The organism is Nonomuraea composti (assembly GCF_012034275.1).
GTDB lineage: Bacteria > Actinomycetota > Actinomycetes > Streptosporangiales > Streptosporangiaceae > Nonomuraea > Nonomuraea composti.
Map to the genome: position 1 here is coordinate 67,483 of NZ_JAATEP010000035.1, position 23,225 is coordinate 90,707.

The 23,225-nt window shown below is 71.3% G+C and carries 25 protein-coding genes; 5 read left to right on the forward strand and 20 right to left on the reverse strand.

The window, feature by feature from the left end; genetic code table 11:
- Positions 1-11: 11 nt before the first annotated feature.
- Entirely contained in the window at positions 12-857 is an 846-nt protein-coding gene (locus HCN51_RS37890; RefSeq protein ID WP_168016650.1) for a glycosyltransferase family 2 protein, read from the reverse strand.
- A 29-nt stretch (positions 858-886) separates the two neighbouring features.
- On the opposite strand from HCN51_RS37890, the gene HCN51_RS37895 reads away from it, so the two are divergent.
- Together HCN51_RS37895 and HCN51_RS37900 are read left to right on the forward strand one after the other, a co-directional pair.
- Complete coding sequence (locus HCN51_RS37895) at positions 887-1,435, forward strand: dTDP-4-dehydrorhamnose 3,5-epimerase family protein (RefSeq protein ID WP_080043593.1); 549 nt, start codon at positions 887-889, stop codon at positions 1,433-1,435.
- Between the two features lie 12 nt (positions 1,436-1,447).
- Positions 1,448-2,371 (forward strand): right-handed parallel beta-helix repeat-containing protein, encoded by a 924-nt coding sequence (locus HCN51_RS37900; RefSeq protein ID WP_168016652.1) that lies wholly within the window; start codon positions 1,448-1,450, stop codon positions 2,369-2,371.
- Here the strand turns inward: HCN51_RS37900 and HCN51_RS37905 are convergent.
- Complete coding sequence (locus tag HCN51_RS37905) at positions 2,320-3,705, reverse strand: O-antigen ligase family protein (RefSeq protein ID WP_206068352.1); 1,386 nt, start codon at positions 3,703-3,705, stop codon at positions 2,320-2,322. The two genes, HCN51_RS37900 and HCN51_RS37905, sit on opposite strands and share 52 nt — an antisense overlap.
- Positions 3,706-3,708: 3 nt before the next feature.
- Positions 3,709-4,437 carry a hypothetical protein gene (locus HCN51_RS37910; protein ID WP_168016655.1) on the reverse strand — a complete coding sequence of 243 codons (729 nt, stop codon included), beginning with the start codon at positions 4,435-4,437 and terminating at the stop codon, positions 3,709-3,711.
- A 146-nt stretch (positions 4,438-4,583) separates the two neighbouring features.
- On the opposite strand from HCN51_RS37910, the gene HCN51_RS37915 reads away from it, so the two are divergent.
- Together HCN51_RS37915 and HCN51_RS37920 are read left to right on the forward strand one after the other, a co-directional pair.
- A complete protein-coding gene (locus tag HCN51_RS37915) occupies positions 4,584-5,468 on the forward strand; it encodes a DUF6492 family protein (RefSeq protein ID WP_168016657.1) in 885 nt (294 codons plus the stop codon).
- Positions 5,465-6,337: a DUF6492 family protein gene (locus tag HCN51_RS37920; RefSeq protein WP_168016659.1), complete on the forward strand. Its 873-nt coding sequence runs from the start codon at positions 5,465-5,467 to the stop codon at positions 6,335-6,337. The genes HCN51_RS37915 and HCN51_RS37920 overlap by 4 nt, the downstream gene beginning before the upstream one ends.
- Here the strand turns inward: HCN51_RS37920 and HCN51_RS37925 are convergent.
- The 9 genes from HCN51_RS37925 to HCN51_RS37965 form a co-directional block, all read right to left on the reverse strand.
- Positions 6,316-7,212 carry a hypothetical protein gene (locus HCN51_RS37925; RefSeq protein WP_168016661.1) on the reverse strand — a complete coding sequence of 299 codons (897 nt, stop codon included), beginning with the start codon at positions 7,210-7,212 and terminating at the stop codon, positions 6,316-6,318. The genes HCN51_RS37920 and HCN51_RS37925 overlap by 22 nt on opposite strands.
- A gap of 109 nt (positions 7,213-7,321) precedes the next feature.
- Positions 7,322-8,194 (reverse strand): glycosyltransferase family 2 protein, encoded by an 873-nt coding sequence (locus HCN51_RS37930; protein ID WP_168016663.1) that lies wholly within the window; start codon positions 8,192-8,194, stop codon positions 7,322-7,324.
- A complete protein-coding gene (locus tag HCN51_RS37935) occupies positions 8,181-9,632 on the reverse strand; it encodes an oligosaccharide flippase family protein (protein ID WP_346433937.1) in 1,452 nt (483 codons plus the stop codon). Before HCN51_RS37935 ends, HCN51_RS37930 begins: the two co-directional genes overlap by 14 nt.
- The gene (locus HCN51_RS37940; RefSeq protein WP_168016665.1) at positions 9,629-10,582 is read right to left on the reverse strand and encodes a hypothetical protein; all 954 of its coding nucleotides are present in this window, start codon (positions 10,580-10,582) and stop codon (positions 9,629-9,631) included. Before HCN51_RS37940 ends, HCN51_RS37935 begins: the two co-directional genes overlap by 4 nt.
- Positions 10,579-11,850, reverse strand: a complete 1,272-nt coding sequence (locus HCN51_RS37945; protein ID WP_346433938.1) for a DUF4910 domain-containing protein — start codon at positions 11,848-11,850, stop codon at positions 10,579-10,581. Before HCN51_RS37945 ends, HCN51_RS37940 begins: the two co-directional genes overlap by 4 nt.
- Entirely contained in the window at positions 11,847-12,866 is a 1,020-nt protein-coding gene (locus HCN51_RS37950; RefSeq protein WP_168016667.1) for an NAD-dependent epimerase/dehydratase family protein, read from the reverse strand. The genes HCN51_RS37945 and HCN51_RS37950 overlap by 4 nt, the downstream gene beginning before the upstream one ends.
- Before the next feature lie 5 nt (positions 12,867-12,871).
- Positions 12,872-13,522 (reverse strand): PIG-L family deacetylase, encoded by a 651-nt coding sequence (locus HCN51_RS37955; protein ID WP_168016669.1) that lies wholly within the window; start codon positions 13,520-13,522, stop codon positions 12,872-12,874.
- A complete protein-coding gene (locus HCN51_RS37960; protein WP_168016671.1) occupies positions 13,519-14,292 on the reverse strand; it encodes a sugar phosphate nucleotidyltransferase in 774 nt (257 codons plus the stop codon). Before HCN51_RS37960 ends, HCN51_RS37955 begins: the two co-directional genes overlap by 4 nt.
- Positions 14,289-15,491, reverse strand: a complete 1,203-nt coding sequence (locus tag HCN51_RS37965; protein WP_168016753.1) for a class I SAM-dependent methyltransferase — start codon at positions 15,489-15,491, stop codon at positions 14,289-14,291. The genes HCN51_RS37960 and HCN51_RS37965 overlap by 4 nt, the downstream gene beginning before the upstream one ends.
- A 59-nt stretch (positions 15,492-15,550) precedes the next feature.
- Between HCN51_RS37965 and HCN51_RS37970 the strand changes: the two genes are divergently transcribed.
- A complete protein-coding gene (locus HCN51_RS37970; protein ID WP_168016673.1) occupies positions 15,551-16,132 on the forward strand; it encodes a dTDP-4-dehydrorhamnose 3,5-epimerase family protein in 582 nt (193 codons plus the stop codon).
- A gap of 23 nt (positions 16,133-16,155) precedes the next feature.
- On the opposite strand, the gene rfbD is transcribed toward HCN51_RS37970, so the two are convergent.
- The 8 genes from rfbD to HCN51_RS38010 form a co-directional block, all read right to left on the reverse strand.
- A complete protein-coding gene (rfbD, locus tag HCN51_RS37975; RefSeq protein WP_168016675.1) occupies positions 16,156-17,007 on the reverse strand; it encodes a dTDP-4-dehydrorhamnose reductase in 852 nt (283 codons plus the stop codon).
- A gap of 28 nt (positions 17,008-17,035) precedes the next feature.
- A complete protein-coding gene (gene rfbB / locus HCN51_RS37980) occupies positions 17,036-17,962 on the reverse strand; it encodes a dTDP-glucose 4,6-dehydratase (protein WP_168016676.1) in 927 nt (308 codons plus the stop codon).
- Complete coding sequence (locus HCN51_RS37985; protein WP_168016678.1) at positions 17,959-19,026, reverse strand: glucose-1-phosphate thymidylyltransferase; 1,068 nt, start codon at positions 19,024-19,026, stop codon at positions 17,959-17,961. Before HCN51_RS37985 ends, rfbB begins: the two co-directional genes overlap by 4 nt.
- A 2-nt stretch (positions 19,027-19,028) precedes the next feature.
- Positions 19,029-20,483, reverse strand: a complete 1,455-nt coding sequence (locus HCN51_RS37990; RefSeq protein WP_168016680.1) for a sugar transferase — start codon at positions 20,481-20,483, stop codon at positions 19,029-19,031.
- A 269-nt stretch (positions 20,484-20,752) separates the two neighbouring features.
- Positions 20,753-21,103 carry a hypothetical protein gene (locus HCN51_RS37995; protein WP_080043608.1) on the reverse strand — a complete coding sequence of 117 codons (351 nt, stop codon included), beginning with the start codon at positions 21,101-21,103 and terminating at the stop codon, positions 20,753-20,755.
- 91 nt (positions 21,104-21,194) lie between these two features.
- Positions 21,195-21,839: a GntR family transcriptional regulator gene (locus HCN51_RS38000; protein WP_168016682.1), complete on the reverse strand. Its 645-nt coding sequence runs from the start codon at positions 21,837-21,839 to the stop codon at positions 21,195-21,197.
- Positions 21,836-22,756, reverse strand: a complete 921-nt coding sequence (locus HCN51_RS38005) for a DMT family transporter (protein WP_168016684.1) — start codon at positions 22,754-22,756, stop codon at positions 21,836-21,838. The genes HCN51_RS38000 and HCN51_RS38005 overlap by 4 nt, the downstream gene beginning before the upstream one ends.
- Before the next feature lie 33 nt (positions 22,757-22,789).
- Positions 22,790-23,173: a hypothetical protein gene (locus HCN51_RS38010; protein ID WP_168016686.1), complete on the reverse strand. Its 384-nt coding sequence runs from the start codon at positions 23,171-23,173 to the stop codon at positions 22,790-22,792.
- Positions 23,174-23,225: the final 52 nt, after the last annotated feature.

Consider the following 23,225-nt stretch of genomic DNA (forward strand, 5'->3'; position numbering starts at 1 on the left):
CGTCCTAGGGCTCACGATCCCGCCGCGGGGTCGCGATGACGGCTGCCCGCGTCGGTGCCCCAGCCGGCCGAGCCGCGGCGGAGCCTGGTCAGCAGCCGGTCCAGCACGAGCACGGCCAGGTAGCAGGCGGCGTCGAGCGGGCCGACCGCCCGGGAGGCCAGCAGCCGGCCGAGCGCGCCGAGCCGCAGCGGACGTCCAGGACGGCCGAGCGCGGCCAGCTCGCGGTTGCCCTGACGGACCCGGATCCGCCGGCGCAGGTGGGCACGGACCGTGCGCGGGGGCCGCACCACCGACCGGGCCGCGGTCACGACCACCCGCTCGGAGCCGGTGAAGCAGCCGTCCACCCAGCCGTCGTCGGAGATCACGTCGGGCAGCGGGAAGGCCCGCTCGTGCCCCTTCTCCGCGAGCACGTACACGCCCACTCCGGCCAGCGCCCGCGTGGGCGCGATGAGCCGGTCGTGCACCCGGTGCACCCGGCGGACCACCGGCCCGGTGCCGTCCAGGTCCCACTCGGGCACGGGCGCGCAGGCCAGCACGCCGGGCCGGCCCGCCGCCGCGGCCAGGGCCCGCAGCGAGGCCGCGTCGAGGCGCACGTCGGCGTCCACGTAGGCGCGCGGGAAGGTGCGGCAGGCGGCGTCACCCAGGCGCAGGGCACCGGCCTTGCCCGCGACCGGCGTCTCCAGCACGCGCACGCCCGGCCGCGCCGCGGCCGCCGCCGTGCCGTCGGAGCAGCCGTTCGCCACCACCACGACGTCGAACTCGCCGGGCTCGGCCCCCGCGAGCAGCAGGTCCAGCCCGGCCGCGACGACCGCTTCCTCGTTGTGCGCCGGGATCACGACACTGATCACAGGCTTCATCGGACGACGCCTTCCGGGAAGGACGGGACATGAAAGTGGAGCAGGGCGAGCTCGACGGGGTGCTGCTGTTCACCCCGGCGCCGCACCGTGACGGCCGCGGCCTGTTCACCAGGACGTTCGACGCGGCCGTGGCCGCCGGCGCGGGCCTGGACCCGTGCGCGTTCATCCAGGACAGCCAGTCGAGGTCGCGGCGCGGCGTGATCCGCGGCCTGCACGGGCGCTCCGGCAGGGGCGAGGCCAAGCTGGTGCGCTGCGCGCGCGGCGCGGTCCACGACGTGCTGGTGGACGCCCGGCCGGGCTCGCCCACGTTCGGCCGCAGCATGGCGGTGCGCCTGGACGACGAGGACTTCGTCACGCTGTACGTGCCGCCGGGGCTGCTGCACGGCTTCCAGGCGCTCACCGAGCAGGCCGACACGTGCTACCGCATCGACAGGGAGCACGATCCGAGCGAGGATCTGGCGGTCCGCTACGACGATCCGGATCTGGGGATAGCCTGGCCCCTTCCGGCGGCGGAGGTCAGCCGGCGCGATCTCGACGCGGGCTCCTGGGCCGAGCTGCTCCCCCGGCTCGGCGCCTGAAAGGTGGCGGACATGCGCGGACGTGTGCTCCTGATCCTCGCCCTGATGATGACGGCGGTGGCCTGCCAGGCCGACCCGGCGCCGCCGCCCCGGACGTCCGCGCCCCCAACGGCCGCGGCCCCGACGTCCCCGCCGCCCGCGATCGTCCGCCCCGACGGCTCCTCCTGCCCCGACCACCCGACGCCCGCCTGCACGGGTGCGCCGCGCGGCCTCCAGCTCAAGGAGGTGCAGCTCAACACGGAGAACGTCGCCTTCCGCGTGCGCAGCTCCGGCACCGTGCTCGACGGCGTGCACATCCCCGGCCACCTGCTGGTCCACGCCGACGACATCACGATCAGGAACAGCGTGATCGACGGTGAGGTGATCAACGCCGACGGAGCGCGCTCGTTCCGGTTCACGATCACCGACTCCACGGTGGGCACCCCGGACAAGTGCGCGACGATGCCCGCCATCGGCTACGACAAGTACAAGGCGACCAGGGTGCTGGTGCAGGGGCACGGCGACGGCTTCCGCTTCTCCGGCGACGACGTGGAGATCCGCGACTCCTACGTCAAGCTGTGCTCGCGGCCGGGCGACCACTCGGACGGCATCCAGGCCTACAACGGCGGCAAGGGCCTGCTGTTCCACCACAACACGATCGACCAGCGGGGCGTGAAGGACATCACCGCGCCGATCTTCCTCGTGGACGGCAAGTCGCGTGACGTGACGGTCACCGACAACCTCGTCATGGGCGGGACGTACAGCATCCAGGTGCGCAACGCGGGCGGCAAGCAGATCGTGCGCGGCAACAAGCTCGTGGACAAGTCGTGGGTGTACGGCCCGGTCGACTCCGAGTGCGCGAAGACGGAGTGGGCCGGCAACGAGCTGGTCACCATCGACGAGAGCTATCGGGTCACCTCGATCGTCGGCCCGCTGGCCTGCGCGGGAGCGAGCTGACCCGCCCTTGAGGGGGCGGGGGCGAGCCGGTCGGCCCTGGCCGCCCTGAGCAGCGCGCCCGCCGCCCCCACCAGCACGAACGACACGCCGGTCGCGGTGTGGAAGGACAGCAGGTCGAAGGTGAAGGACCCGACGAGCGGCGCGACCAGGACGGCGGCGATGGTCAGGCCGAGGTCGCGGTCGTCCGGGTCGATGCTCAGGTGCCTGGCCCGCAGGGCCGCGTAGAAGGCGGTGGCGAAGACCCCGGCGAAGGTGAGGGTGCCGAGCAGGCCGGTCTCGACCATGGACAGGATGTACTGGTTGTCGAAGACCTGGTGCTTGGGGGCGTACCAGGTGCCGACGCCGCGGCCGAGCCAGAAGTGCCGGCCGATCTCCTGCGCCGCCACCGCGTAGTCGTGGGTGCGGTACTGGATGCTCTCGTCGTGGCCGAGGTTGGAGAACAGCCCGGTGATGGCGCCGAGCAGGCCCGGCACGGTGATCCTGATCACGACGAGGAAGCCGGCGGCCACGGCCAGCGTGTAGAGCCGCCGCCGCCACGTCCATCCGGCGAACAGCACCGTGCCCACCGTCGCCAGGCTCAGCATGGCGGAGCGGGACACCGAGAACATCAGGCCGAGCCCGATCAGCCCCGTGCACGCCCACCACCGCAGCGCGGGCTCGCCGCGCCGGCGCGCCTGGACGGCGTAGTGGGCGGCCAGCGGCAGCAGCATGGCGCACAGCACGCCGAACTCGATGGGATGCCCGGTCGTCGCGGCCACGCGCCGCAGGTCGGCCCGCTCCAGCACGAACGAGTCGCCCTCGCTGCTGTAGCGCAGGATCGGCAGCTCCAGGTAGCGGGTCAGGTCGATCGAGAGCAGGAACTGGAAGGCGCCGATCACGGCGATCACCGCGCCGCCGACGACCAGCGTCTGCATCAGGAAGTCCAGCCGCCGCCGGTCGGTGACGCCGTCGCAGACGACGAGCGCGATGCCGACGAGCGCGATCACGAGGACGAACGCGTGGTCGCTCAGGCTGAGCTCGTCGGAGTCCAGGTAACCCCAGGTGGAGTAGCCGAACGTGGCCAGGATCGAGGTGAAGTAGGCGAACAGCGCCGTACGCACCGGGTTGCGGCCCTTGGCCGCGCCGAGCGTGAGCGTGAGCTGCGCGCACAGCCACAGCATCGCCGCGACCAGGCTCACCACGTTGGCGGGGGTCAGCGAGAGCGGCAGCCCCTTGATGACGAGCCGGGCGGGCACGATCAGCAGCACCGCCGTGAAGATCGCGGCGACCGTGGCGCCGTCGGCACGCCGCAGCCCGGCCTGGGCCGGCGCGCCGCCTCCCGCGAGGCGGGCCACCGTCTAGGCCCCCTTCCGCGCGGCGGAGACCAGCTCCGACTCCTCCGCCGGGGGCTCGTCCCGCCGGCGCAGCCGCCCGAGCCCCGTCCGCAGCGGCTTCGCCAGGCTCTCGGCGGCGAAGGCCGCGGTCAGCGCGCCGATCAGCCCGAGGCCGAGCGCCGACGCGGCCGAGCGCAGCTTCTTGCCCTGCTGCGGCACCGGCGTGGTCGGCGGGACGGCCTCGCTGATCGTGATGTACGTGCCCGCGGGCGCCTGCACCTGCCGCTGGCGCACGTCGAGCTCCTTCTTGACCCGCTCGATGGCCTTGCGGGCGATGCGCGTGGCCTCCTGCGGCGTCTGGCTCTCCCCCTGCACGAAGACCAGCGGCCCCGTGGCCAGCGACTCCAGGTTCTGGGTGCCGTTCGTGACCGCGTACGTGGTCGGCCCGTCGCTGGTGACGCCCATGTCGGCGACCATGTCGGGCGTGCTCATGACGCTGATGAGGATGGAGGCGGCCACGTCGAGCCCGTGGTCGAAGTTGAGCAGCGGGTTGACCCGCGGGATCGGCTGGTCGGGGTCGGGGAGCTGGATGCCGCCGCTGGTGGGCGCGGTGAGCACGAGCACGGCGGAGGTGGTGTAGGTGATCGGGATCGTCGAGTACGAGTAGAAGGCCGCGCCCAGGGCCGCCAGGAAGGCGGGCAGTGCGACGTACCAGCGCCGCACCAGGACGAGGACCGTCCCCCAGAAATCCACGCGCCCTCCCTCGCGAGTCCCGCCTCCTACATGTCGTCCGGTAAGGGGTGGAGCGTTACACAAATCCCTGTAACACCACCTTTGATGAGCCGATATGAGGTACGAGGGGCGTCTTTCACCCGGGCCGGGGACGGAGATCACTTTTCATGAGCGCATTGGCCGTCGTCACCCCCACGTACGCCCCTGACGCCGAGCTCTTCGCCGACCTGCACCGTTCCGTGCTGGAGCACACCTCGGACGACACGGTGCACCACGTGGTGGTGGCCGACTCCGACCGCCGGCTGTTCGCCCGGTACGCGGGCCCCCGCTGCCGGATCTGGACCTATGCGGAGATCCTGCCCCGCCGTATCTTCAAGGCTCCGCTGGCCGGGGTGTGGATCGATCCCATGCGGCCGTGGCCGCCCCTGCGCGGCTGGGTGGCGCAGCAGGCCGCGAAGGTGGCGGTGACGGCCCGGCTCGACGCGAAGGTGGTGCTGGTCGCCGACTCCGACGTCGTCCTGGTGCGCGAGGTCACGCCCGACCTGTTCATCCAGGACGGCCAGGTCCGCATGTTCCGGCTCGACGACGGGGTGCACGAGGGCATGGCCGACCACGTCACCTGGCACCGGGTGGCCCGCGAGCTGCTGGGCCTGCCGGGGCCGGCGCCGCTGCCCCTACCGGACTACGTCAGCTCGCTGGCCTGCTGGGACCCGGCCGTCGTCCGCGAGATGCAGCGGCGGATCTCCGGGGCGACCGGCCGGGACTGGCTGCCCGCCTTCACCTCCCACCTCCAGGTCTCCGAGTTCATCGTCTACGGCGTGTTCGTGGACGAGGTGCTGGGGGCCGCGCCCGCGCTCAGCACCGCGATCTGCCACAGCAGGTGGGATCGCACCCCTCTCGACCCTGCCGGAGCCGTCGCCTTCGCCGACCTGCTGCCCCCCGACGCGGTGGGAATGATGATCTCGGCCAAGTCGGGGACGCCCATGGCGGCCAGGCTGGCGGCGATCCGGCGATGCTCCCAGATCACCGGACCCGACGGGAGTCATCCGTGAGCAAGCTGGCGGTCATCACGCCCTCCTACGCCCAGGACGTCGACCTGTTCGCCGACTTACACCGTTCCGTGCTCGAGTTCACCTCCGACGACACCATCCACCACGTCTTCGTGCCGCCCGGCGACCGTGGGGCGTTCGCCCGGTTCGAGGGGCCGCGCTGCCACGTGTGGGTGCGCTCGGAGCTGCTGCCCCGCCGGTACCTGCGCATGCCGGGCACCGACCTGTACGTCAACTACCGCCGCCCGTGGCCGCCGCTGCGCGGCTGGGTGATGCAGCAGACCGTCAAGATCGCTTCGGCGGGCCTGATCGACGCCGAGGCCATGCTCATCGTGGACTCCGACGCGGTGCTCGTCCGCCCCACCGGCGTCGAGTCGTTCAGCAGGGACGGGCGGCTGTGCCTGTACCGGCTGGAGAACGGCGTGACGGCCGAGATGAAGCGGCACGTCATCTGGCACCAGGTGGCCCGCGACCTGCTGGGCCTGCCGCCGTCGCCGCCTCCGCCGCTGCCGGACTACGTGACAGCGCTGACTTTCTGGGACCCGGAGGTCGTCCGGGCGATGCAGCGCCGGATCACGCAGGTGACGGGCCGCGACTGGCTCGACGCGTTCAACTCGCGGCTGCACGTCTCCGAGTTCATCCTGTACGGCGTCTTCGTGGACGAGGTGCTGAAGGCGGACCTGCCGGTCAACACCACGATCTGCCACCTCAGCTACAACCACGAGCCGTGGGACGAGGCCACGGCCACCGCCTTCGCCGACCGGCTGCCGCCCGACGCGGTGGGCATGATGATCTCGGCCAAGTCGCACACCCCGATGGAGGTGCGGCAGGCCGCCATCAGGAGGTGCGCTCAGGTCGTCGAGTCGAGCTGACCGTCGTCGTCCTCGCTCCCGTCGCTCTCGTCCGGCTGCCCAGGAGCCGTGTCCGGCCCGTCACCGATCTTGATGACCTGGATCGGTCCCGTCCGTTCCTGGGACAGCTCCTCCACCGTCAGGGGGAAGCCCGCGGCCGGCGGGTGCGGCCGGGTGCCGTTGAGCGCCTGCTTCTCCTCCGTGGCCGGCTCCTCCGCCACGACCTCGGACCAGATCTCCGGCTCCGGCGCGGATTCGGGCTGGGGCTCGGGCTCAGACTCGGGCGCCGTGCGCCCCCACCGCACCCGCTGGATGCCGTACGCCACGCCGATGCCCGCGACCACGCCGAACATGCCGCCGAAGGCCGCGAACTGCAGGCGGTCGCCGAGCTGGGCCCTGGGCCCCGACGGCGGCATCACGTCCATGATGCCGATGTGCGTGCTGATCGGCGCGTGCAGCGCCGTCTGCCGCTTGCCCAGCTCCAGCCGCACCCGCTGCTGCGCCTTGCGCATGACCTCCCGCACGGTGGCCGGGTCGTCGCTCTCCACCTCGACGTAGACGAAGGGCCCGTTGGTGCTGATGCCCAGCAGGTCGGCGTTGGTGCGGCCGTCGTTGATGACCACGTGGGTCGGGCCGCCGTCGGGGGCGCCGATCTCCTTGTAGACGTCGGGCGTGTTGGTGGCCAGGATCAGGATGCCCGCGGTGGTCCGCAGGGCGTCGTTGAACTGCAGCAGCGGGTTGGTCAGGCCGGGCTTGCTCTCCGGCTGGGTCTCCAGCGTGCCGCCGGTGGCGGGCACGGTGAGCACCATGGAGGCGGTGGAGACGTATCGGGTCGGCAGCAGGAAGTACGCCGCCAGGGCAAGCCCGACGGCCACGACGGCGACCGGCACTCCCACGGATCTCTTCGTGGCCAGACCAAGGATGGTCTTCCAGAAGCGCACTATTTCCGCCCCCGTCGACTTTTGTACCGATGCAAACGGGAAATCGCTGGGTTCATCCGACGTGTTACATCAGTCGGGCCATGGTCAGCAGCTTGTGCGCGCGATGCGAGAGCGTGCGGCGCTGCCGGCGGGCGTACATGCGCAGCACCTCGGCCCGCGCCCGCCGCCGCTGCTCGTCGGTCAGGTCCGCGTCGTGCACCCATCGCAGCAGCTCCCTGCACTGAAGTGTGTTGGCCAGGTGGGACTGCCAGGGCGGCACGTCGAGCCGGCGGGCGACGCGGCCGATCCGCTCCAGCCGCCAGTTGCGGTGCGAGAGCACCTCGGGCAGGTGCGCCCACGGCCCGGCCAGTGCCAGCTTGGCGGCGAACACCTCGTCCTCGCGCAGCATGTTCCGCCGCGGGATGCCGGTCGCCGCCTCGCGCCGCAGCAGGCCGTAGAGCGGGTCCATCAGGTACGGGCTCTCGTTGAGCAGCCGCAGCATCTCGGCGAAGCGCTCCACCGGGTCGTCGGAGCCGAGCTTGGTGCCGGTGTAGGGCACGGTCACCTCACCGTCGGGCCCGGAGTAGGAGACCTGGTTGGTGACGAGGATGAGCCGCTCGTCCGCGGCGAAGGCGGCCAGGGCCGCCGACACGCACGTGGGCTCCAGCCGGTCGTCGTCGCCGATCCAGCGCACGTACGCGCCCTTCGAGACGCGGGCCGCGTGCATGAAGTTGCGCAGCAGGCCGACGTTCTCCGGGTGCCGGTGGTAGACGATCCTGGGGTCGCCGGCCGCCAGGTCGCGGCACAGCTCCTCCGTGCCGTCGGTGGAGGCGTTGTCGGAGATGACCAGCTCGATGTGCGGATGGTCCTGCGCCAGCACCGAGCGGACCACCGCCTCCAGGCGGCCGGCGCCGTTGCGTACCGGCAGCGCGATGGACACCAGCTCAGAGTCGCGCATGCGTCGCCCTCCTTTGGCGTACGAGTCGCTTCAGCTCCGCGTGCGGCACCACGACCAGCACGAACAGCAGCAGTCCCGCACCTCCCGCCACGCACAGCTCGGTGAAGGCGCCGTCGACCATGAGCGACAGCGCGACCATGACGAGCCCCGCCACGGCCGCGCCCAGCAGCGGCCTGGCCAGTCCGGCGCCGACCAGCGCCACGGGCACCCCGGAGCGGTGCAGGGCCACGGCGAGCAGCGGCAGCGCCACCACGACGGCGATGACGGCGTGCGCCACGGCCGCGCCCTGGATGCCGTCGAGGCGGGCGCCCGCCATGAGCGCGGGCACCAGCGCCACGGCCCACGACAGGTTGACCCACATGGTGGCCTTCGTGCGGCCGAGCGCGGCCAGGATGTCGGTGATGAGCAGCGTCAGCATGCGCACCGCCATCACGATCGCGAGGAAGCGCAGCACCTGGGCGGCGGGCAGCCAGTTCGCGCCGTACAGGAACTCGACGACCGCGGGGGCGAGCGTGCCCATCAGCACCGCGATCGGCAGCACCATGCCGGCCAGCAGCGGGACGGCCTGCCGCACGCCGTCGCGCAGGGCCGGCCCGCCCTCCTCGGCCAGCCGGGAGAAGCTGGGCAGCGCGACGTAGCGGACGGCGGTGCCGATCAGGCCGGGCACCCAGCTGGAGATGTTGAAGGCGAGCAGGTAGAAGCCCAGCCAGACGGGGCCGAGCGCGTCGCCGACGATGACCGAGTCCACGTTCAGCAGCAGGCCCTCGATGCCGAGGCTGACGCACAGCGGCAGCCCGAACCGCAGCAGCCGCACGGCCTGCACGCGGTCGAAGCCGAGCTCGATCTTGATCCTGGCCAGGGCGACCACCAGCACGCCGGTGAGCACGCCGCCGCTGAGCTGCCCCCACGCGAAGCTGTAGGCGCCGGCGCCGTTGGCGGCCAGGGTGATGGAGACGGAGGCGTTGGCGACGAACCCGGCCAGGTTCGCCCAGGCCAGCTTGTCCTGCTCGAAGCGGCGCATGAGCGCGGCGCTGCGCACCGCGGTCAGCCCGTAGACGACGTTCGTGGCCATGAGGATGCGGATCACCCAGGTGGCGTCCTCGCTTCCGGCCAGGCTCGCGTAGAACGGCGCGATCACCCAGAAGATCCCGTAGAGGGCGCAGCTCGACAGGATCGCGACGACGGTGGCCGTGGGCGCGATCTCCTCCAGCCGGCCGCGCCACTGCACGGTCGCCGCGATCACCCCGGCGTCGTTGATGTAGATGACGAACTGGGTGGCCGCCAGCGCGATCGCGAACACGCCGAAGTCCTCGGGCACCAGCAGCCTGGCCAGGATGAGACTCATCCCGAACGAGCCCGCCTTCATCACCAGGTTGCCCAGCAGGCTCCAGCGCAGGCCGCGACCGGCCTTGCGGCCGATGTCGCCGACCTCGCTCACGAACTCTCGACCCTCTCCAGCCAGATCTCCCGCCAGAACGGCACGAACTCGCGCGGGCAGTTGGCGTTGTAGACGCCCTCGCAGACCAGGTCCTCGAGGATGATGCAGGGGCTCTTCATGGTCAGCATCCGGCCGGTCTTCTCATCCAGGCAGCGCTCGACCCTGGCCCGGACGCGGGCGGTCCTGCCGCAGTAGCGGGCCATCTCCTCCTCGAAGCCCATCCCGCGGTTGAGCAGGTCGTCGTTGAGCGTGTCGAGGATCTCCTCCTTGGACTTGATCCGGACCAGCTCGCCCGGCCGCAGGTCGAGCGTGGCCGTCGGCGTCTTCTTGCCGGCCCGGCCCTCGATGAAGCCCCACCGCAGCCCGCGCTTGATCCACAGGCGGCGCGGCAGCACCTTCTTGCTGGCGTCCTGGAAGCGGTTGAACAGCCCGACCAGGAACGTGCGGACGGTCTGGGCGACGCCCACGTTGCCGCTGCGCACGTCGGTGACGTACTGGCCGAGGTCGCGGAACGGCAGGCAGGTCGGCGCGGCCCGCAGCAGCTCGGTCGCCTGGCAGGCGTAGCCGTCGGGGCCCTTGCGCGTGTTGGCGTCCAGCAGCTTGAGCAGCCGCTCCTCCGGGATCTGCGGGGTGGCGGGCGCGCCGGGCTCGACCCGTTTGAGCCACGCCTCCTTCCAGTACAGCGAGCAGGCCGTCTGGCAGCCGCCGTGGCCGCCGCCGTCGCAGCGCGCGCCCGTCAGGTGCACCGCGTTGTCCATGCGCCGCATGCCGCTGCGGCTGATCGTGTCGCACAGCTTGTGCGCGACCTTGTGGACCGTCAGCCGCTGCCCGCAGAAGGCCAGCATCTCCGGCATGAACGGGAGATTGTCCAGCTCGCCCCGCTCGTCCAGCGTGGCCAGGATCTCCGCCGCGCTCCGCACCTCGACGAGGTCCCCCACCCGCAGATTCATGCGCCCTCTCCCACCCGTTTGAGCAGGCCCGCGCCCTCCAGAGCGGCGGCCGCCTCAGCGACCGCGCGGAAGGGCAGGCCCGATCGGCCGGCCACGTCCATCAGGCTGTGCTCACCGTCCGACAGGTTCAACACCCATAACATCGCCATTTGCGCCTGTTTCGTGTCACTCCGGCCACCGAGAGATCCGTACAGGCCGCGCCGGCCGAGCTGCGGCTCGCCGTACGGGCTCAGGTTCTCGTAGCGGCCGTCGTGCTCCAGCACCTCGACCGCCGCCCACAGCGCCTCCAGCGTGTCGGCCATGGCCTGCGGGGAGACGAAGCCCACGTCGTCCCCAGAGGTGTGGTACTCGGGGTAGCCCGCGTACGGCGTCCTGGTCAGGCTGCCGACCGGCAGGTTGAAGCCGGGCGAGCAGAACTGGCGCTCGTCGTAGCCGTACGGGGAGAAGTCCACGACCGTGTGCGGCCGCTCGCGCAGCACGAGCGCCATCGCCCGGTCGATGGGCGCGTCGCCGCGCCTGCTGCGCTTGTACGTCAGCGCGCCCGGGTCGCCCGCGCAGGCCAGCGTGAGCCCGTGCCGGACGCGCCCGGTGCGCTCGCGGTTGCGCGCCAGCCAGGTGATCGCGCCGATCGTGCCCGGCGCGAACAGGAACCGGTAGGTGTGGCGCGGCTCCTTCAGCCGGCCCGCCAGCGCCGTGGCCACCGCGATCCCGGCCAGGTTGTCGTTGGCCAGCGACGGGTGGCAGACGTGGCACGAGATCAGCACCTCGTCGCCGGTGCGGCCCGGCACGACGTGCTCGGCGTACGTCAGGTGCCCGTCGGCCAGCGTCGAGTCGATCACCACCTCGTACGGCCCTTCGTCCATCCCGTCGAGCGTGTCCTGGCTCAGGCAGAACCCCCACGTCTCGGCGTAGTACGAGGTCCGGTACGGCACCAGGCCCGGTTGTGCGGGCAGCGTGTGCAGGTGGGGCCGCAGCTCGGCCAGCGTCATGGTGGCCGACACCGGCACGCTGTAGCCCACGACGTGCAGGTTCGACCTCTGGAAGTCCACCACCCGGTTGCCGGCCCGGTCCTTGATGTAGGCGTCGCGGATGTTCCACTCCTTGGGGATCGTCCAGTCCAGCACCTGCGTCCCGGTCGGCACCTCGTGCACGTCCAGCTCCAGGTGCTCCCCGACGATCTCCAGCGTGGCCCGCACGCCGTCGCCCGTGATGGAGCGGCACAGCGGGTAGAGCCGCTCCACCAGGGCGTGCATCTCCTCCCCGGTCACGTGCGCAGCTCCGCCGAGACGGTCCCGGCCTTGCGGCGGTCGTCCAGCCACGCCAGCCGGGTGAAGCGGCGGCGGAAGTCCTCGGCGCTCAGCCCGTGGCAGCGGTAGGCGTCGGCCAGCTCGACGGCGCCCGCCTTCACCGTCCAGCGGGCGTGGTAGCCGGGCAGCGCCTCGCGGATCCGCGCGAAGGAGACCCGGTAGGAGCGCGGGTCGGCGCCGGTCTCGCCGGTGATCAGCAGCTCGGAGCCGGGCACCGCCTCCACGACGTGCTCGGCGATCTCGGCCACGGTCAGGTTGTTCATCTCGCCGCCGACGTTGAACGCCCTGGCGTGCACGGCCTCGCGCGGCGCGGTCAGCGCGGCGAGGAAGGCGTCGGCGATGTCGGCCACGTGCACGAGGGGCCGCCACGGGGTGCCGTCCGACAGCACCCGGACCTGGCCGGTCAGGTGGGCGTGGCCGACGAGGTTGTTCAGCACGATGTCGGCCCGCAGCCGGGGCGAGAAGCCGAACGCGGTCGCGTTGCGCAGGAACACCGGGGTGAAGCCGTCGCCGGCCAGGTCGACGAGCTCGTCCTCGACGCGCACCTTCGACTCGGCGTACGGGGTGACGGGCCGCAGCGGGGCGTCCTCGTCGAGCAGGTCGTCGCCGCCGGAGGCGCCGTAGACCGAGCAGGTGGAGGCGTACAGGAAGCGCCGCACGCCCGCCTCCTTCGCCAGCCTGGCCAGCCGCACGGAGGCGTGGTGGTTGATGTCGTAGGTCAGCTCGGGCGCGAGCGCGCCGAGCGGGTCGTTGGACAGCGCGGCCAGGTGGATCACCGCGTCGAAGCCTTCGAGCAGGCTCGCCGGTACATCCCGCAGGTCCACGCGGTGCCCCGGCGGGTCGTCCGGCACGGGCCCGAGCACGCACTCGGCGAAGAGCCCGGAGTCCAGGCCCGCCACCTCGTGGCCGGCCTGGGCGAGCACGGGCGCCATGACCGTGCCGAGATAGCCCTGGTGCCCCGTGAGCAAGACACGCATGTCGATCAGCCTCCAGCTAGTTCTAGAGCGAGTTTGTGCAGGTAGAAGGCCTCCGCGTAGCGTGCGTGACACTCGATGCCGCGGATCCTGGCCAGCCCGAGGAACGCCTCCCTGTCGAACCACGGGCGGTGCCGCTGCGAGGGGTAGTGCTCCCAGAGCAGGGAGACCTTGCGCTCGGCCAGCGCGAGGTCGAGCGGCTGGTACGCGTTGGGCCGGCCGAGGTCGCCGTCCCATTTGAGGATCTCGTAGCCGAGCGTGAGGTGGTCGCGGAACGCGGTCGGCACCATCCGCGCCAGGCCCCGGTGGTCCTGGTGGGCGTCGCCGGCCTGCGGGGCGAGGATCAGGTCGGGCTCGCAGCGCATGCGCAGCTCCTCGACCGCGTTCTTGGCCTCGTCCCAGTGGGCGGGCAGCCGCCCGTCGGGCACCTTGGCGACGGTCACCCGCAGGTCCGCACCGGGGCAGAAGGCGGCCAGCGCGTTGCGTTCCTCCTCCTCGCGCACGGTCCCGCCGCCGGACAGCACGAGCGCGTCCACCTGGAGGCCCGGATGCGCGGTGCACATCACGAGGAGGGTGCCGCCGGCGCCGATCGCCAGGTCGTCGCAGTGGGCGGCGAGCAGGGCGACGCGGCTCAGGCCGCTGGGGAAGAGGCGGTTCACGTGCGCTCCCACAGGGCCCAGGGGCGGTCGCCGCGGGCGTAGGCGCGGTCGAGCTCCAGGCGCTGGTTGATGGTGTCGGTGGGACGCCAGTAGCCGCGGTAGGGGTAGGCCATGAGCCGGCCGCGCTTGGCCAGCTCCTTGCAGCCGTCCACGAGCAGGTCGCCGCCCTCGGGGATGTGGTCGAAGATCTCCTGACGTAAGACGAAATATCCGCCGTTGACCCACAGCGGCATCTCGGTGACGGCGGTAATCTGCCCGACCATGCCGTCCTCGGCGACCTCCACGCAGTGGAAGGTGCCGGGCGGCGGCACGGCCATCAGCGCGCCACCCGCATCCGCCTTCTCCAGCCGGCCGATGATCTCCGGCAGCGGCGCGTCCGTCAGCACGTCCGCGTAATTGGCCAGGAACATCTCATCGCCCTGGAGGTGGTCGCGCACCCGGCGCAGCCGCTCCCCGATCGGCGACTCCACCCCCGTGTGGATGAACGAGATCGTCCAGTCCCAGATGTCGGTGGCCAGCAGCTCGACGTGCCCGCCCCGGAGCACGAAGTCGTTGGAGGCGGTCTCCTCGTACCGCAGGAAGAAGTCCTTGATCTGCTCGGCCCCGTAGCCGAGGCACAGGATGAACTCCTTGTGGCCGAAGTGCGCGTAGTAGCGCATGACATGCCAGATCAGCGGCCTCGGGCCGACCAGTTGCATCGGCTTCGGGGCGTCGCCGGCGCCCGTACGCATGCGGGTGCCGTAACCCCCGCAGAACAGCACGACCTTCACACGACCTCCAGGGCGGGGATGGGGAAGACCAGCCGGCCGCCCCAGTCGCGGATGTAGGAGAGCTGGTCGACCAGCTCGTCGCGCAGGTTCCACGGCAGGACGAGCACGTAGTCGGGCCGGTCGGCCGCGATCCGCTCGGGCTCGAAGATCGGGATGCGCGCGCCGGGGGTGAACTTGCCGTGCTTGTACGGGTTGCGGTCCACTGTGTACGGCAGCAGGTCGGGCCGGATGCCACAGTGGTTGAGCAGCGTGTTGCCCTTGCCCGGAGCCCCGTACCCGACCACCGTGCTGCCCTCCTCGGCGGCGGTGATCAGGAACGTCAGCAGGTCGCGCCGGACCTTGGCCACCCGCTCGGTGAAGTCGATGTAGCCGGACAGCTCGTGCAGCCCGGCCGCCTTCTCCATGGCCAGCACGTCCGACACCCGCTGCGACGGGGCGCCCTCCGGCGCGGCCCACAGGCGGATCGAGCCGCCGTGCGTGGTGAGCAGCTCCACGTCCACCAGCGTCAGCCCGCCGCTGGCCAGGGCCCGCTGGGCGGAGGCGACGGTGTAGTACTGGAAGTGCTCGTGGTAGATCGTGTCGTACTGGTTGAGCTGCATCAGCGTGAGCAGGTGCTGCACCTCGATCGAGACCAGGCCGTGGTCGGCGACCAGCGTGCGCAGCCCCTTGGTGAAGCCGACGACGTCCGGGATGTGCGCGTAGACGTTGTTGGCCACCACGTAGTCGGCCTTGCCGTGCTCCCGCACGACCGCCTCGGCGCTGTCCGGCGTCAGGAACGCCGTCACCGTGGGCACGCCGCGCTCCCTGGCCGCCTGCCCGACGTTCACCGACGGCTCGATGCCCAGGCAGCGCACCCCGCGCCGCACCACGTGCCGCAGCAGGTAGCCGTCGTTGCTGGCCACCTCCACCACGAACGAGTCCGGCCGCAGGTCCAGGCCCGCCACGAACGCGCGGGCGTGCTCCACCCAGGAGGCCGAGTAGGAGGAGAAGTAGGCGTAGTCCGTGAACGTCTCCTCGGGAGTGATCAGCGGCGGGATCTGCGCGAGCCAGCACGACGTGCACACGCGCAGGTGCAGCGGATAGGTCACCTCGGGCTCGTCGAGCTGCTCCGCCGTGAGGATCCGCTCGCAGGGCGGCGTCGCCCCCAGGTCCACCACGCCCGTGAGATCGTCCGAGCCGCATAACCGGCAAGTCATCATTCGCACGCTCCAAGAGATTGATATTTCGCGAGGACCGGTGATCTCGTTACTGTCAGCCCATGGATCCCCTCGGCATCGACGGCGTCTGGCGGCACACGCCGCCCGTCCACGCGGACGCCCGCGGCTCCTTCCACGAGGCCTTCCGCGCCGCCGACCTGCCCGGGCGGCGCTTCGACCTGGCCCAGGTCAACTGCTCCGTCTCGGCCCGCGGCGTGCTGCGCGGCCTGCACTTCGCGGACGTGCCGCCCGGGCAGGCCAAGTACGTGATGTGCCTGTCCGGCAGCGTCATGGACGTCGTGGTGGACCTGCGCACCGGCTCGCCCACGTTCGGCCGGTGGGAGAGCGTGATCCTCGACGACGTGACCAGGAGCGCCGTCCTGGTCGCCGAAGGGCTCGGGCACGGGTTCATGGCGCTCAGCGAGCGCGCCACGGTGCTCTACCTGTGCTCCGAGCCGTACGCGCCGGCCCGCGAGCACGGGGTGCACCCGCTCGACCCGGCCCTGGAGATCGCCTGGCCGGCCGGCGTCCAGCCGCTGCTGTCGGAGAAGGACGCCAAGGCGCCCATGCTGGACGAGGCGCTGCGGGCCGGGCTGCTGCCCGACTACCAGGTCTGCCAGGAGTTCTACGCGACGCTGCGCTGACGACTCCCCGCCGGCACGGGTGCTCATGCGACGCTGCATTGGCGGCTCCTCGCCAGGACGGGCCAGGCGGCGTGGAGCGCCGTGCGCCAGGGGCGGATCGGCTCCCACCGGGTGTGCGCCAGCACGCTGTTGGCCGGCCGCCGGGCCGGGCGCGGGAAGGCCGAGGTCGGCACCGGGCGCACCCGCTCCGGGTCCTCGCCCAGCAACGCGAAGATCTCCCTGGCGAACCCGCACCACGTCGTCTCGCCCGCGCTCGTGCCGTGGTAGACGCCCGGCGGCAGGTCCGACTGCGCCAGCCGGACCAGGTAGTCGGCCAGGTCGGCGGTCCAGGTGGGCTGGCCGCGCTGGTCGTCCACCACGTCCACCGTGGGCCGCTCCCCGGCTAATCGGATCATGGTGGTGGCGAAGTTCGGGCCGTGCGCCCCGTACAGCCAGGCCGTGCGCACCACGTACTGGCCGTGCTCCAGCACCGCCGCCTCGCCCGCCAGCTTGGTCCTGCCGTAGGCGTTCACCGGCCCGGTCGGCGCGTCCTCGGTGTAGGGCGGGCCCGCCGCCCCGTCGAAGACGTAGTCGGTGGAGACGTGCACGAGCCGCGCGCCGACCCGGTCGCACGCCTCGGCCAGCCAGCGCGGCGCGTCCCCGTTGACCGCCAGCGCCTGCGCCTCGTGCGTCTCCGCGTCGTCCACGGCCGTCCAGGCGGCGCAGTTCAACACGGCCCTCGGCCGGTAGGCGGAGACGAAGTCGTGCACCGCGCGCCTGTCGCACACGTCCAGCTCGGCCCGGCCGAGCGCGAGCACCGGCTCGCCCGTCAGCGCGGTCCTGCAGAGGACGTCGGCGGCCAGCATGCCGCCCGCCCCCGTGATCAGCCACCTCATGCGGCCTCCCGGCCCAAGTGGGAAACGGTCAACGACTCCACCAGTCGCGGTGGGTGGCATACCACCGGACGGTGTCCTTGAGCCCCTGCTCGAACGGGATCTCGGGGCGGTAGCCGAGCGCCCGCAGCTTCGAGTCGTCCAGCGAGTACCTGCGGTCGTGGCCCTTGCGGTCGGCCACGTACGTGACCATGTCCCAGTCCCTGCCGCAGGCTTCGAGCAGGCGCGCCGTGAGCTCCTTGTTGGTCAGCTCCGCCGTGCCCGCGATGTGGTAGACCTCGCCCGGCTCGCCCTTCTCGGCCACCAGGCGGATGCCCGCGCAGTGGTCCTCGACGTGGATCCAGTCCCGCACGTTGCCGCCGTCGCCGTACAGCGGCACCTTCCTGCCGCGCAGCAGGTTCGTGACGAACAGCGGGATCAGCTTCTCGGGGTACTGCCGGGGCCCGTAGTTGTTGCCGCAGCGGGTGATCGACACGTTCAGCCCGTACGTGATCGCGTACGCGCGGGCGATCAGGTCGCCGCTCGCCTTCGACGCCGCGTACGGCGACCTGGGCCGCACCGGCGCCGACTCGTCCCAGGAGCCGATGTCGATGGAGCCGTACACCTCGTCGGTCGAGACCTGCACCACCTTCGGCACCCCGGCCTCCAGGCACGCCTGCAGCAGCGTCTGGGTGCCGAGCGCGTTGGTGCGCATGAACTCGGCGGCGCCCTCGATCGAGCGGTCCACGTGGGACTCGGCGGCGAAGTTGACCACGAGGTCGTGGCCGGGGACGACCCGGGCGAGCAGGCCGGCGTCGCAGATGTCGCCGTGCACGAACTCGTGCCGTACCCCGTCGAGGTTGGCGCGGTTCCCGGCGTACGTCAGCTTGTCGAGGACGGTGACGTACCCCTCGTGGAGGTTCCGGACGAAGTGGGAGCCGATGAATCCCGCACCACCCGTCACCAGGATTCTTGTCATGAACTGATCTGTACCTTGCTGTGATCGCCCAGCACGAGACGGTGGGCTTTGGGCGTGTTGGGAGCGGGGGTGACCTCGACGTCGTGGCCGATCAGCGACGACTCGATGCGGCCCACCCCGGCGATGGAGGCGCGGGGCAGCACGATCGAGTACTCGATCTCGCTGCCGACGACGGCGCAGGAGGCGCCGATGGAGGTGTACGGGCCCACGTAGCTGTCCTGGACGCGGGCGCCGCCGCCGATGATCGCCGGGCCGACCACGCGCGAGCGCTCGACCACCGCGCCCGGCTCGATCGCGACGCGGCCGATGAGCTCGCTGGCCTCGTCCACCCGCCCCTCGATCCTGGGCTCGACCGACTCCAGCACGAGCCGGTTGACCTCCAGCATGTCGGTGACGTTGCCGGTGTCCTTCCAGTAGCCGGTGATCACCGAGGACTCGACGCGCTGCCCCGACTCGATGAGCCACTGGATCGCGTCGGTGATCTCCAGCTCGCCCCGCCACGACGGTTTGAGCTCGGCCACCGCCGCGTGCACGGCGGGGCTGAACAGGTAGACGCCGACGAGCGCGAGGTCGCTCTTGGGCCGCTCGGGTTTCTCCTCCAGGCCGATCACGCGCCCCTCGGCGTCCAGCTCGGCCACCCCGAACTGGGTGGGGTCGCCGACCCTGGTCAGCAGGATCTGGGCGGCCGGCCGGTCCCTGGCGAACCGGTCGACCAGGTCGTTGATGCCGCCCACGACGAAGTTGTCACCCAGGTACATGACGAAGTCGTCGTCGCCCAGGTAGTCGCGGGCGATCAGCACGCCGTGGGCCAGCCCGAGCGGGGCCTGCTGCCGCAGGTACGTCACCTGGAGGCCGAACTCCGAGCCGTCGCCGACGGCGGCCTCGATCTCCGCGTGCGTGTCCCCGACGACGAGGCCCAGCTCCTGGATGCCGGCCTGCGCGATCGCCTCCAGGCCGTAGAACAGGACCGGCTTGTTGGCGACCGGCACCAGTTGCTTGGCCGAGGTGTGCGTGATGGGGCGCAGCCGGGTGCCCGACCCCCCGGCGAGCACGAGTGCTTTCACCGCTAGTAAGCCCCTTCTCCACGGGTGACGACGGACCAGGTCTTCCACAGGATCTGCAGGTCGAGGATGAGCGACCAGTTCTCCACGTACCGCAGGTCGAGGCGTACGGACTCCTCCCACGAGAGGTCGGAGCGCCCGCTGACCTGCCAGAGCCCGGTCATGCCCGGCTTGACGACCAGGCGGCGGCGCACGTCGGTGCCGTACTCGGCGACCTCCTCCGGCAGCGGCGGGCGGGGGCCGACGAGGGACATCTCGCCGCGCAGGACATTGAGCAGCTGAGGCAGCTCGTCGAGGGAGTATTTCCGCAGGAAAGCGCCTACCCTGGTGATCCTTGGATCGTTCCTAATCTTGAAGAGCACTCCGTCGAACTCGTTCGAGTCGAGCAGGGTGCGCTTGAGCCGCTCCGCATCGACCACCATGGTCCTGAATTTCACCAGACGGAAGTCTCTGCCGTCCTTGCCGACTCTTGTCTGGTAGAAGAAGGCCGGACCGGGGCTGGTCAGCCGGATGAGCAGCGCGATCGCCAGCAGCGGCAGCGCCAGCACCAGCAGCGCGAGCCCCGCCGCCAGGCGGTCGAACACGGTCTTCACGAACTGCCGCATGCCGTCGAACTCGGGGTGCTCCACGTGCAGGAGCGGCATGCCCGCGACCGGCCTGATGCTGATCCTGGGCCCGGCCACGTCGAGCAGGGCGGGCGCCACGAACAGGTCGGTGCGCGCGGTCTCCAGGCTCCAGGCCAGCCGGCGCAGCGCCGCGCCGTCCAGCTCCGGGCAGGCCAGCACGGCCACCGCGTCGGCCCGCTCCCGCTCGACGACACGCGCCACGTCCCCGAACGAGCCCAGCACCGGGACGCCGTCGAGGTCCATGTCCATGGCACTGTCGGGCACGCAGGCTCCCACCACCCGCATCCCGTGGTACGGCTGGCGCCTGAACTGCATCACCAGGTCGAGGATCGACTCCCGGTGCCCGACCGCGATCACCTGGCGCATGTAGTCGCCCACGGCCCTGCGCTGGTGCAGCCGCTTGCGCATGCGATAGCGGTAGTAGAGCGTGGCCAGCAGGGCCAGCGGCAGCATCGCCATGACGAAGCTGCGCGCGATGGCCGTCTGCGTGGCGTAGGCCAGGATGGCGACGGCCGCCATCAGCCCGATGCCGCCGTTGAAGACGGCCTTGAACTCCTCCGACCCCTCGCCGTTGGCGCGCTGGCGGTACGCGCCGCCCATCCATAAGGCGATGGGCCAGGCGATGACGAGGCCGAATCCCAGCAGGAACTCGGCCGGCGGGATGTACGCGCCGGTGATCAGCCGGATGCCCAGCACGCACACGCACGCGAGCAGCGCGCACACCGTGTCCCCGTACAGCAACAGCCGTAAGTACGCGCGCGTCCAGATGCTCGACGCGCGGCGCGGTACGGCCTCGAGGAGCACGACAGCGGACTCCCCAGTCCCCACCCTCATGAGCACACCACCCTGACAACTCTGTGCACCGCGATAACAGGACGTTCCTTGAGCCACATGGGTTGACAAGTCCCACGCACAACAAGGGCGGCGGCCCCCACTAAAGAGTAAAGATCGATTCCGGCATGAGGAATACCGGCAAATGTCCACAATCGGACGATTGATAAACTGCCTGGGGGCTTGACGGAACGGTCCACGAGTGGCAGTAGTTGACGAGCGAAATACGCAATTAACTACCGCATTTCGCCAGGTTGCCGCAGCGTGAAGCGCTAGTCGTACTCCAGGTCAGGAAGCGCCGACGGAGGGTCAGGGCTGCGCCAGACCACGACGACGCCGTCGTGGGCGGAATCGGCGGCCAGAGTCAGCCGATCGAGGTCGAAATCCGGCAGATAACGCAGGCGGGCGAGAAACGTGGCGTCCGTGGCCGAGCGCGGCACGACGCAGCCCTCGCCGTCACGGTCGAGCAGGATGTAGAGAACGTCTTCCCCGGTTTCCGTGACGACACGGACCTCCACCACGTCCTCCCACGCGAGGGCCTCGACGCTACCGTCCGCATAGTGACGCGTGACGCCCTCTTCCGTGACATACACGTAGGAGTCCGGCATCGGATTGCCGTGCATGGCCGCGATTCTTGCGAGTTACGGGCCGGTCCCGCAAGGGTTCGCACTCAAAGGTGCCGATGGACCTCGCCGCCACTGCTCCACGAGTGGCTCAAAGGCCCCCATGCGGCGCGCCGTCGCCGCCCCACGAATGGCTCAGATGTGCGGCGACCGCCGCGCGTACGGCCTCCTCCGGGCCGTTCGCGAGCGCGTCCAGCAGCTCGCGGTGCTCGGCCACCAGCACGTCCCTGTCCTTGTAGACCTCGCGCAGCCGCACCAGGCCCAGCCGCGTCTCGGCGGCCAGCACGCCGTAGAGCCGCTCCAGCCGGGGGCTGCCGACCGCCTCGATGAGCGCCTGGTGCAGCGCCATGTGCTCGGCCACGGTCTCCGACCAGGGCGCGCCGGCCGGCAGCGCGGCCATGCGGTGCAGCGCCGCCTCCGCCTCCGGCACCGTGCGGCCCGTCACGGCCCGCGCCATCAGGTCCTCCAGCGGGCGGCGGACGTACATGAGGTCTTCGAGGTCCGAAAGCGTTACTTCCGGGACATAGGCGCTGCGGTTGCGCTCACGCCTGAGCAGCCCCTCGTGGACGAGGCTCGCCAGCGCCTCCCGCACGGTCGGCCTGGCGACGCCGTAGGACGCGGCGATCTCCTGCTCGGGCAACGCGGTGCCGGGCGGGATCTCGCCGGACAACACCCTGCTGCGCAGGGCGTCGGCGAGCGCGCCGACGGTGGAGACGGGTCTGAGCGGCAACGTCACGGCTGCGACTCTAGCTCCCTTTCCGGCCCGTGCCCCCTTTCTGCCCCGTGCTCCCTTTCGGGCCTTCTTTCCGGCTTTCTTTCCGGTACGGCCACCGCCACCAGGCTCAGCCCCAGCAGCACGAGCCCGGCGATCGAGACCGGGGCCAGCCGCTCGCCCAGCACCACCACGCCGAGCAGCGCGGCGACGGCTGGCTCGGCCAGCGAGAGTGTGGCGGCCGTGGCCACGGGCGTGGTGCGCAGGCCCCGGCCGTACAGGAAGTAGGACAGGGCCGTGGTGCCGAGCCCGAGGTAGAGCACGGCGAGCAACGCGCGCGGCTCGGCCAGCCAGCCGATGCCGCTGAGCGCCAGAACCGGCGTCATGATCAGCGCGGCGCCGCCGAACATCATGCCCATCACCGCGTTCGACCCGCCGCCCCGGCCGATCGCCTGCGCCGCCATGACGGCGTAGAAGGCGTACAGCAGGCCGCCCAGCAGCGCGAGCGCGATGCCAGGCACCACCTGCGCGCCCGCCTCGGCCCCGCCGCCCACGATCAGCGCCGCGCACCCGCAGATGGCCGCGGCGGTGGCGGTGCTCCACCGCTTCGTCGGCCGGCGCCCGTGCAGCAGCCAGGACAGCAGCCCCGTGAACACCGGCCCGCTGCCGATCGCGACCACCGTGCCGATGGCCACCCCCGTGCGGCTGACGGCGGCGAAGAAGCAGAGCTGGTACGCGGCCACCGCCACCGCGCCCAGCAGCACCCCCGGCTTGACGGCGCTCTTCAGCTCGGCGCCGGCCAGCAGGGCCAGCGCGGCGCCGCCGATCACCAGCCGGGCCGCGGCCAGCGCCACGGAGTCGGCGGAGACCAGCAGCCCGGCCGTGCCCGCGGTGCCCCAGAGCACGCCGGCGCCCACGACGGCGAGCGGTCCATTCCTCATGGCTACATTGTCAGACAACCAGACAGTGTTCGTCTAGTTGTCAGACAATTCTTCGAGCATTTGCCCGATCAGCCGCTCCGCCGGCGCCGCCACCTCCCCCGCGTAGTCGTCGAACGCGGCCAGCCCCTCCTCGATGTCCGGCACGCTCTTGCGCGGCAGCTCCAGCAGCGTCTCCTCCTCCGACTGGATCCCGCCCTCCACGTGGAAGGCCCTGCCGGACGCGGCGATGGAGACCTCGAACGTGATCTCGCGGCCGTCGGGCAGCACGATCGTGGTGCCGACGCGGGCGCCCGCCGGCGGGAAGAAGTAGGAGAACCGCTCGCTGCGCACGAACGGATGACGTAAGTCGGCGAGAATCTCCGACGCCCGGCTCAGAGCTTCCAACAGCCCGGCCGCGGCCAGACTCTCGCTGTTCACCCGTCAAAGCGTAGTTCAGCCCGCGCGAAGGACGCCAGGCGACCGGCTCCCC

What these genes read in the sequence shown, in the direction of transcription:
- HCN51_RS37890 (WP_168016650.1), bottom strand. Translation starts at nt 857, where the DNA reads ATGAAGCCTGTGATCAGTGTCGTGATCCCGGCGCACAACGAGGAAGCG.
- HCN51_RS37895 (WP_080043593.1), top strand. Translation starts at nt 887, where the DNA reads ATGAAAGTGGAGCAGGGCGAGCTCGACGGGGTGCTGCTGTTCACCCCG.
- HCN51_RS37900 (WP_168016652.1), top strand. Translation starts at nt 1,448, where the DNA reads ATGCGCGGACGTGTGCTCCTGATCCTCGCCCTGATGATGACGGCGGTG.
- HCN51_RS37915 (WP_168016657.1), top strand. Translation starts at nt 4,584, where the DNA reads ATGAGCGCATTGGCCGTCGTCACCCCCACGTACGCCCCTGACGCCGAG.
- HCN51_RS37930 (WP_168016663.1), bottom strand. Translation starts at nt 8,194, where the DNA reads ATGCGCGACTCTGAGCTGGTGTCCATCGCGCTGCCGGTACGCAACGGC.
- HCN51_RS37940 (WP_168016665.1), bottom strand. Translation starts at nt 10,582, where the DNA reads ATGAATCTGCGGGTGGGGGACCTCGTCGAGGTGCGGAGCGCGGCGGAG.
- HCN51_RS37950 (WP_168016667.1), bottom strand. Translation starts at nt 12,866, where the DNA reads ATGCGTGTCTTGCTCACGGGGCACCAGGGCTATCTCGGCACGGTCATG.
- HCN51_RS37965 (WP_168016753.1), bottom strand. Translation starts at nt 15,491, where the DNA reads ATGATGACTTGCCGGTTATGCGGCTCGGACGATCTCACGGGCGTGGTG.
- HCN51_RS37970 (WP_168016673.1), top strand. Translation starts at nt 15,551, where the DNA reads ATGGATCCCCTCGGCATCGACGGCGTCTGGCGGCACACGCCGCCCGTC.
- rfbD (WP_168016675.1), bottom strand. Translation starts at nt 17,007, where the DNA reads ATGAGGTGGCTGATCACGGGGGCGGGCGGCATGCTGGCCGCCGACGTC.
- rfbB (WP_168016676.1), bottom strand. Translation starts at nt 17,962, where the DNA reads ATGACAAGAATCCTGGTGACGGGTGGTGCGGGATTCATCGGCTCCCAC.
- HCN51_RS37990 (WP_168016680.1), bottom strand. Translation starts at nt 20,483, where the DNA reads ATGAGGGTGGGGACTGGGGAGTCCGCTGTCGTGCTCCTCGAGGCCGTA.
- HCN51_RS37995 (WP_080043608.1), bottom strand. Translation starts at nt 21,103, where the DNA reads ATGCACGGCAATCCGATGCCGGACTCCTACGTGTATGTCACGGAAGAG.
- HCN51_RS38005 (WP_168016684.1), bottom strand. Translation starts at nt 22,756, where the DNA reads ATGAGGAATGGACCGCTCGCCGTCGTGGGCGCCGGCGTGCTCTGGGGC.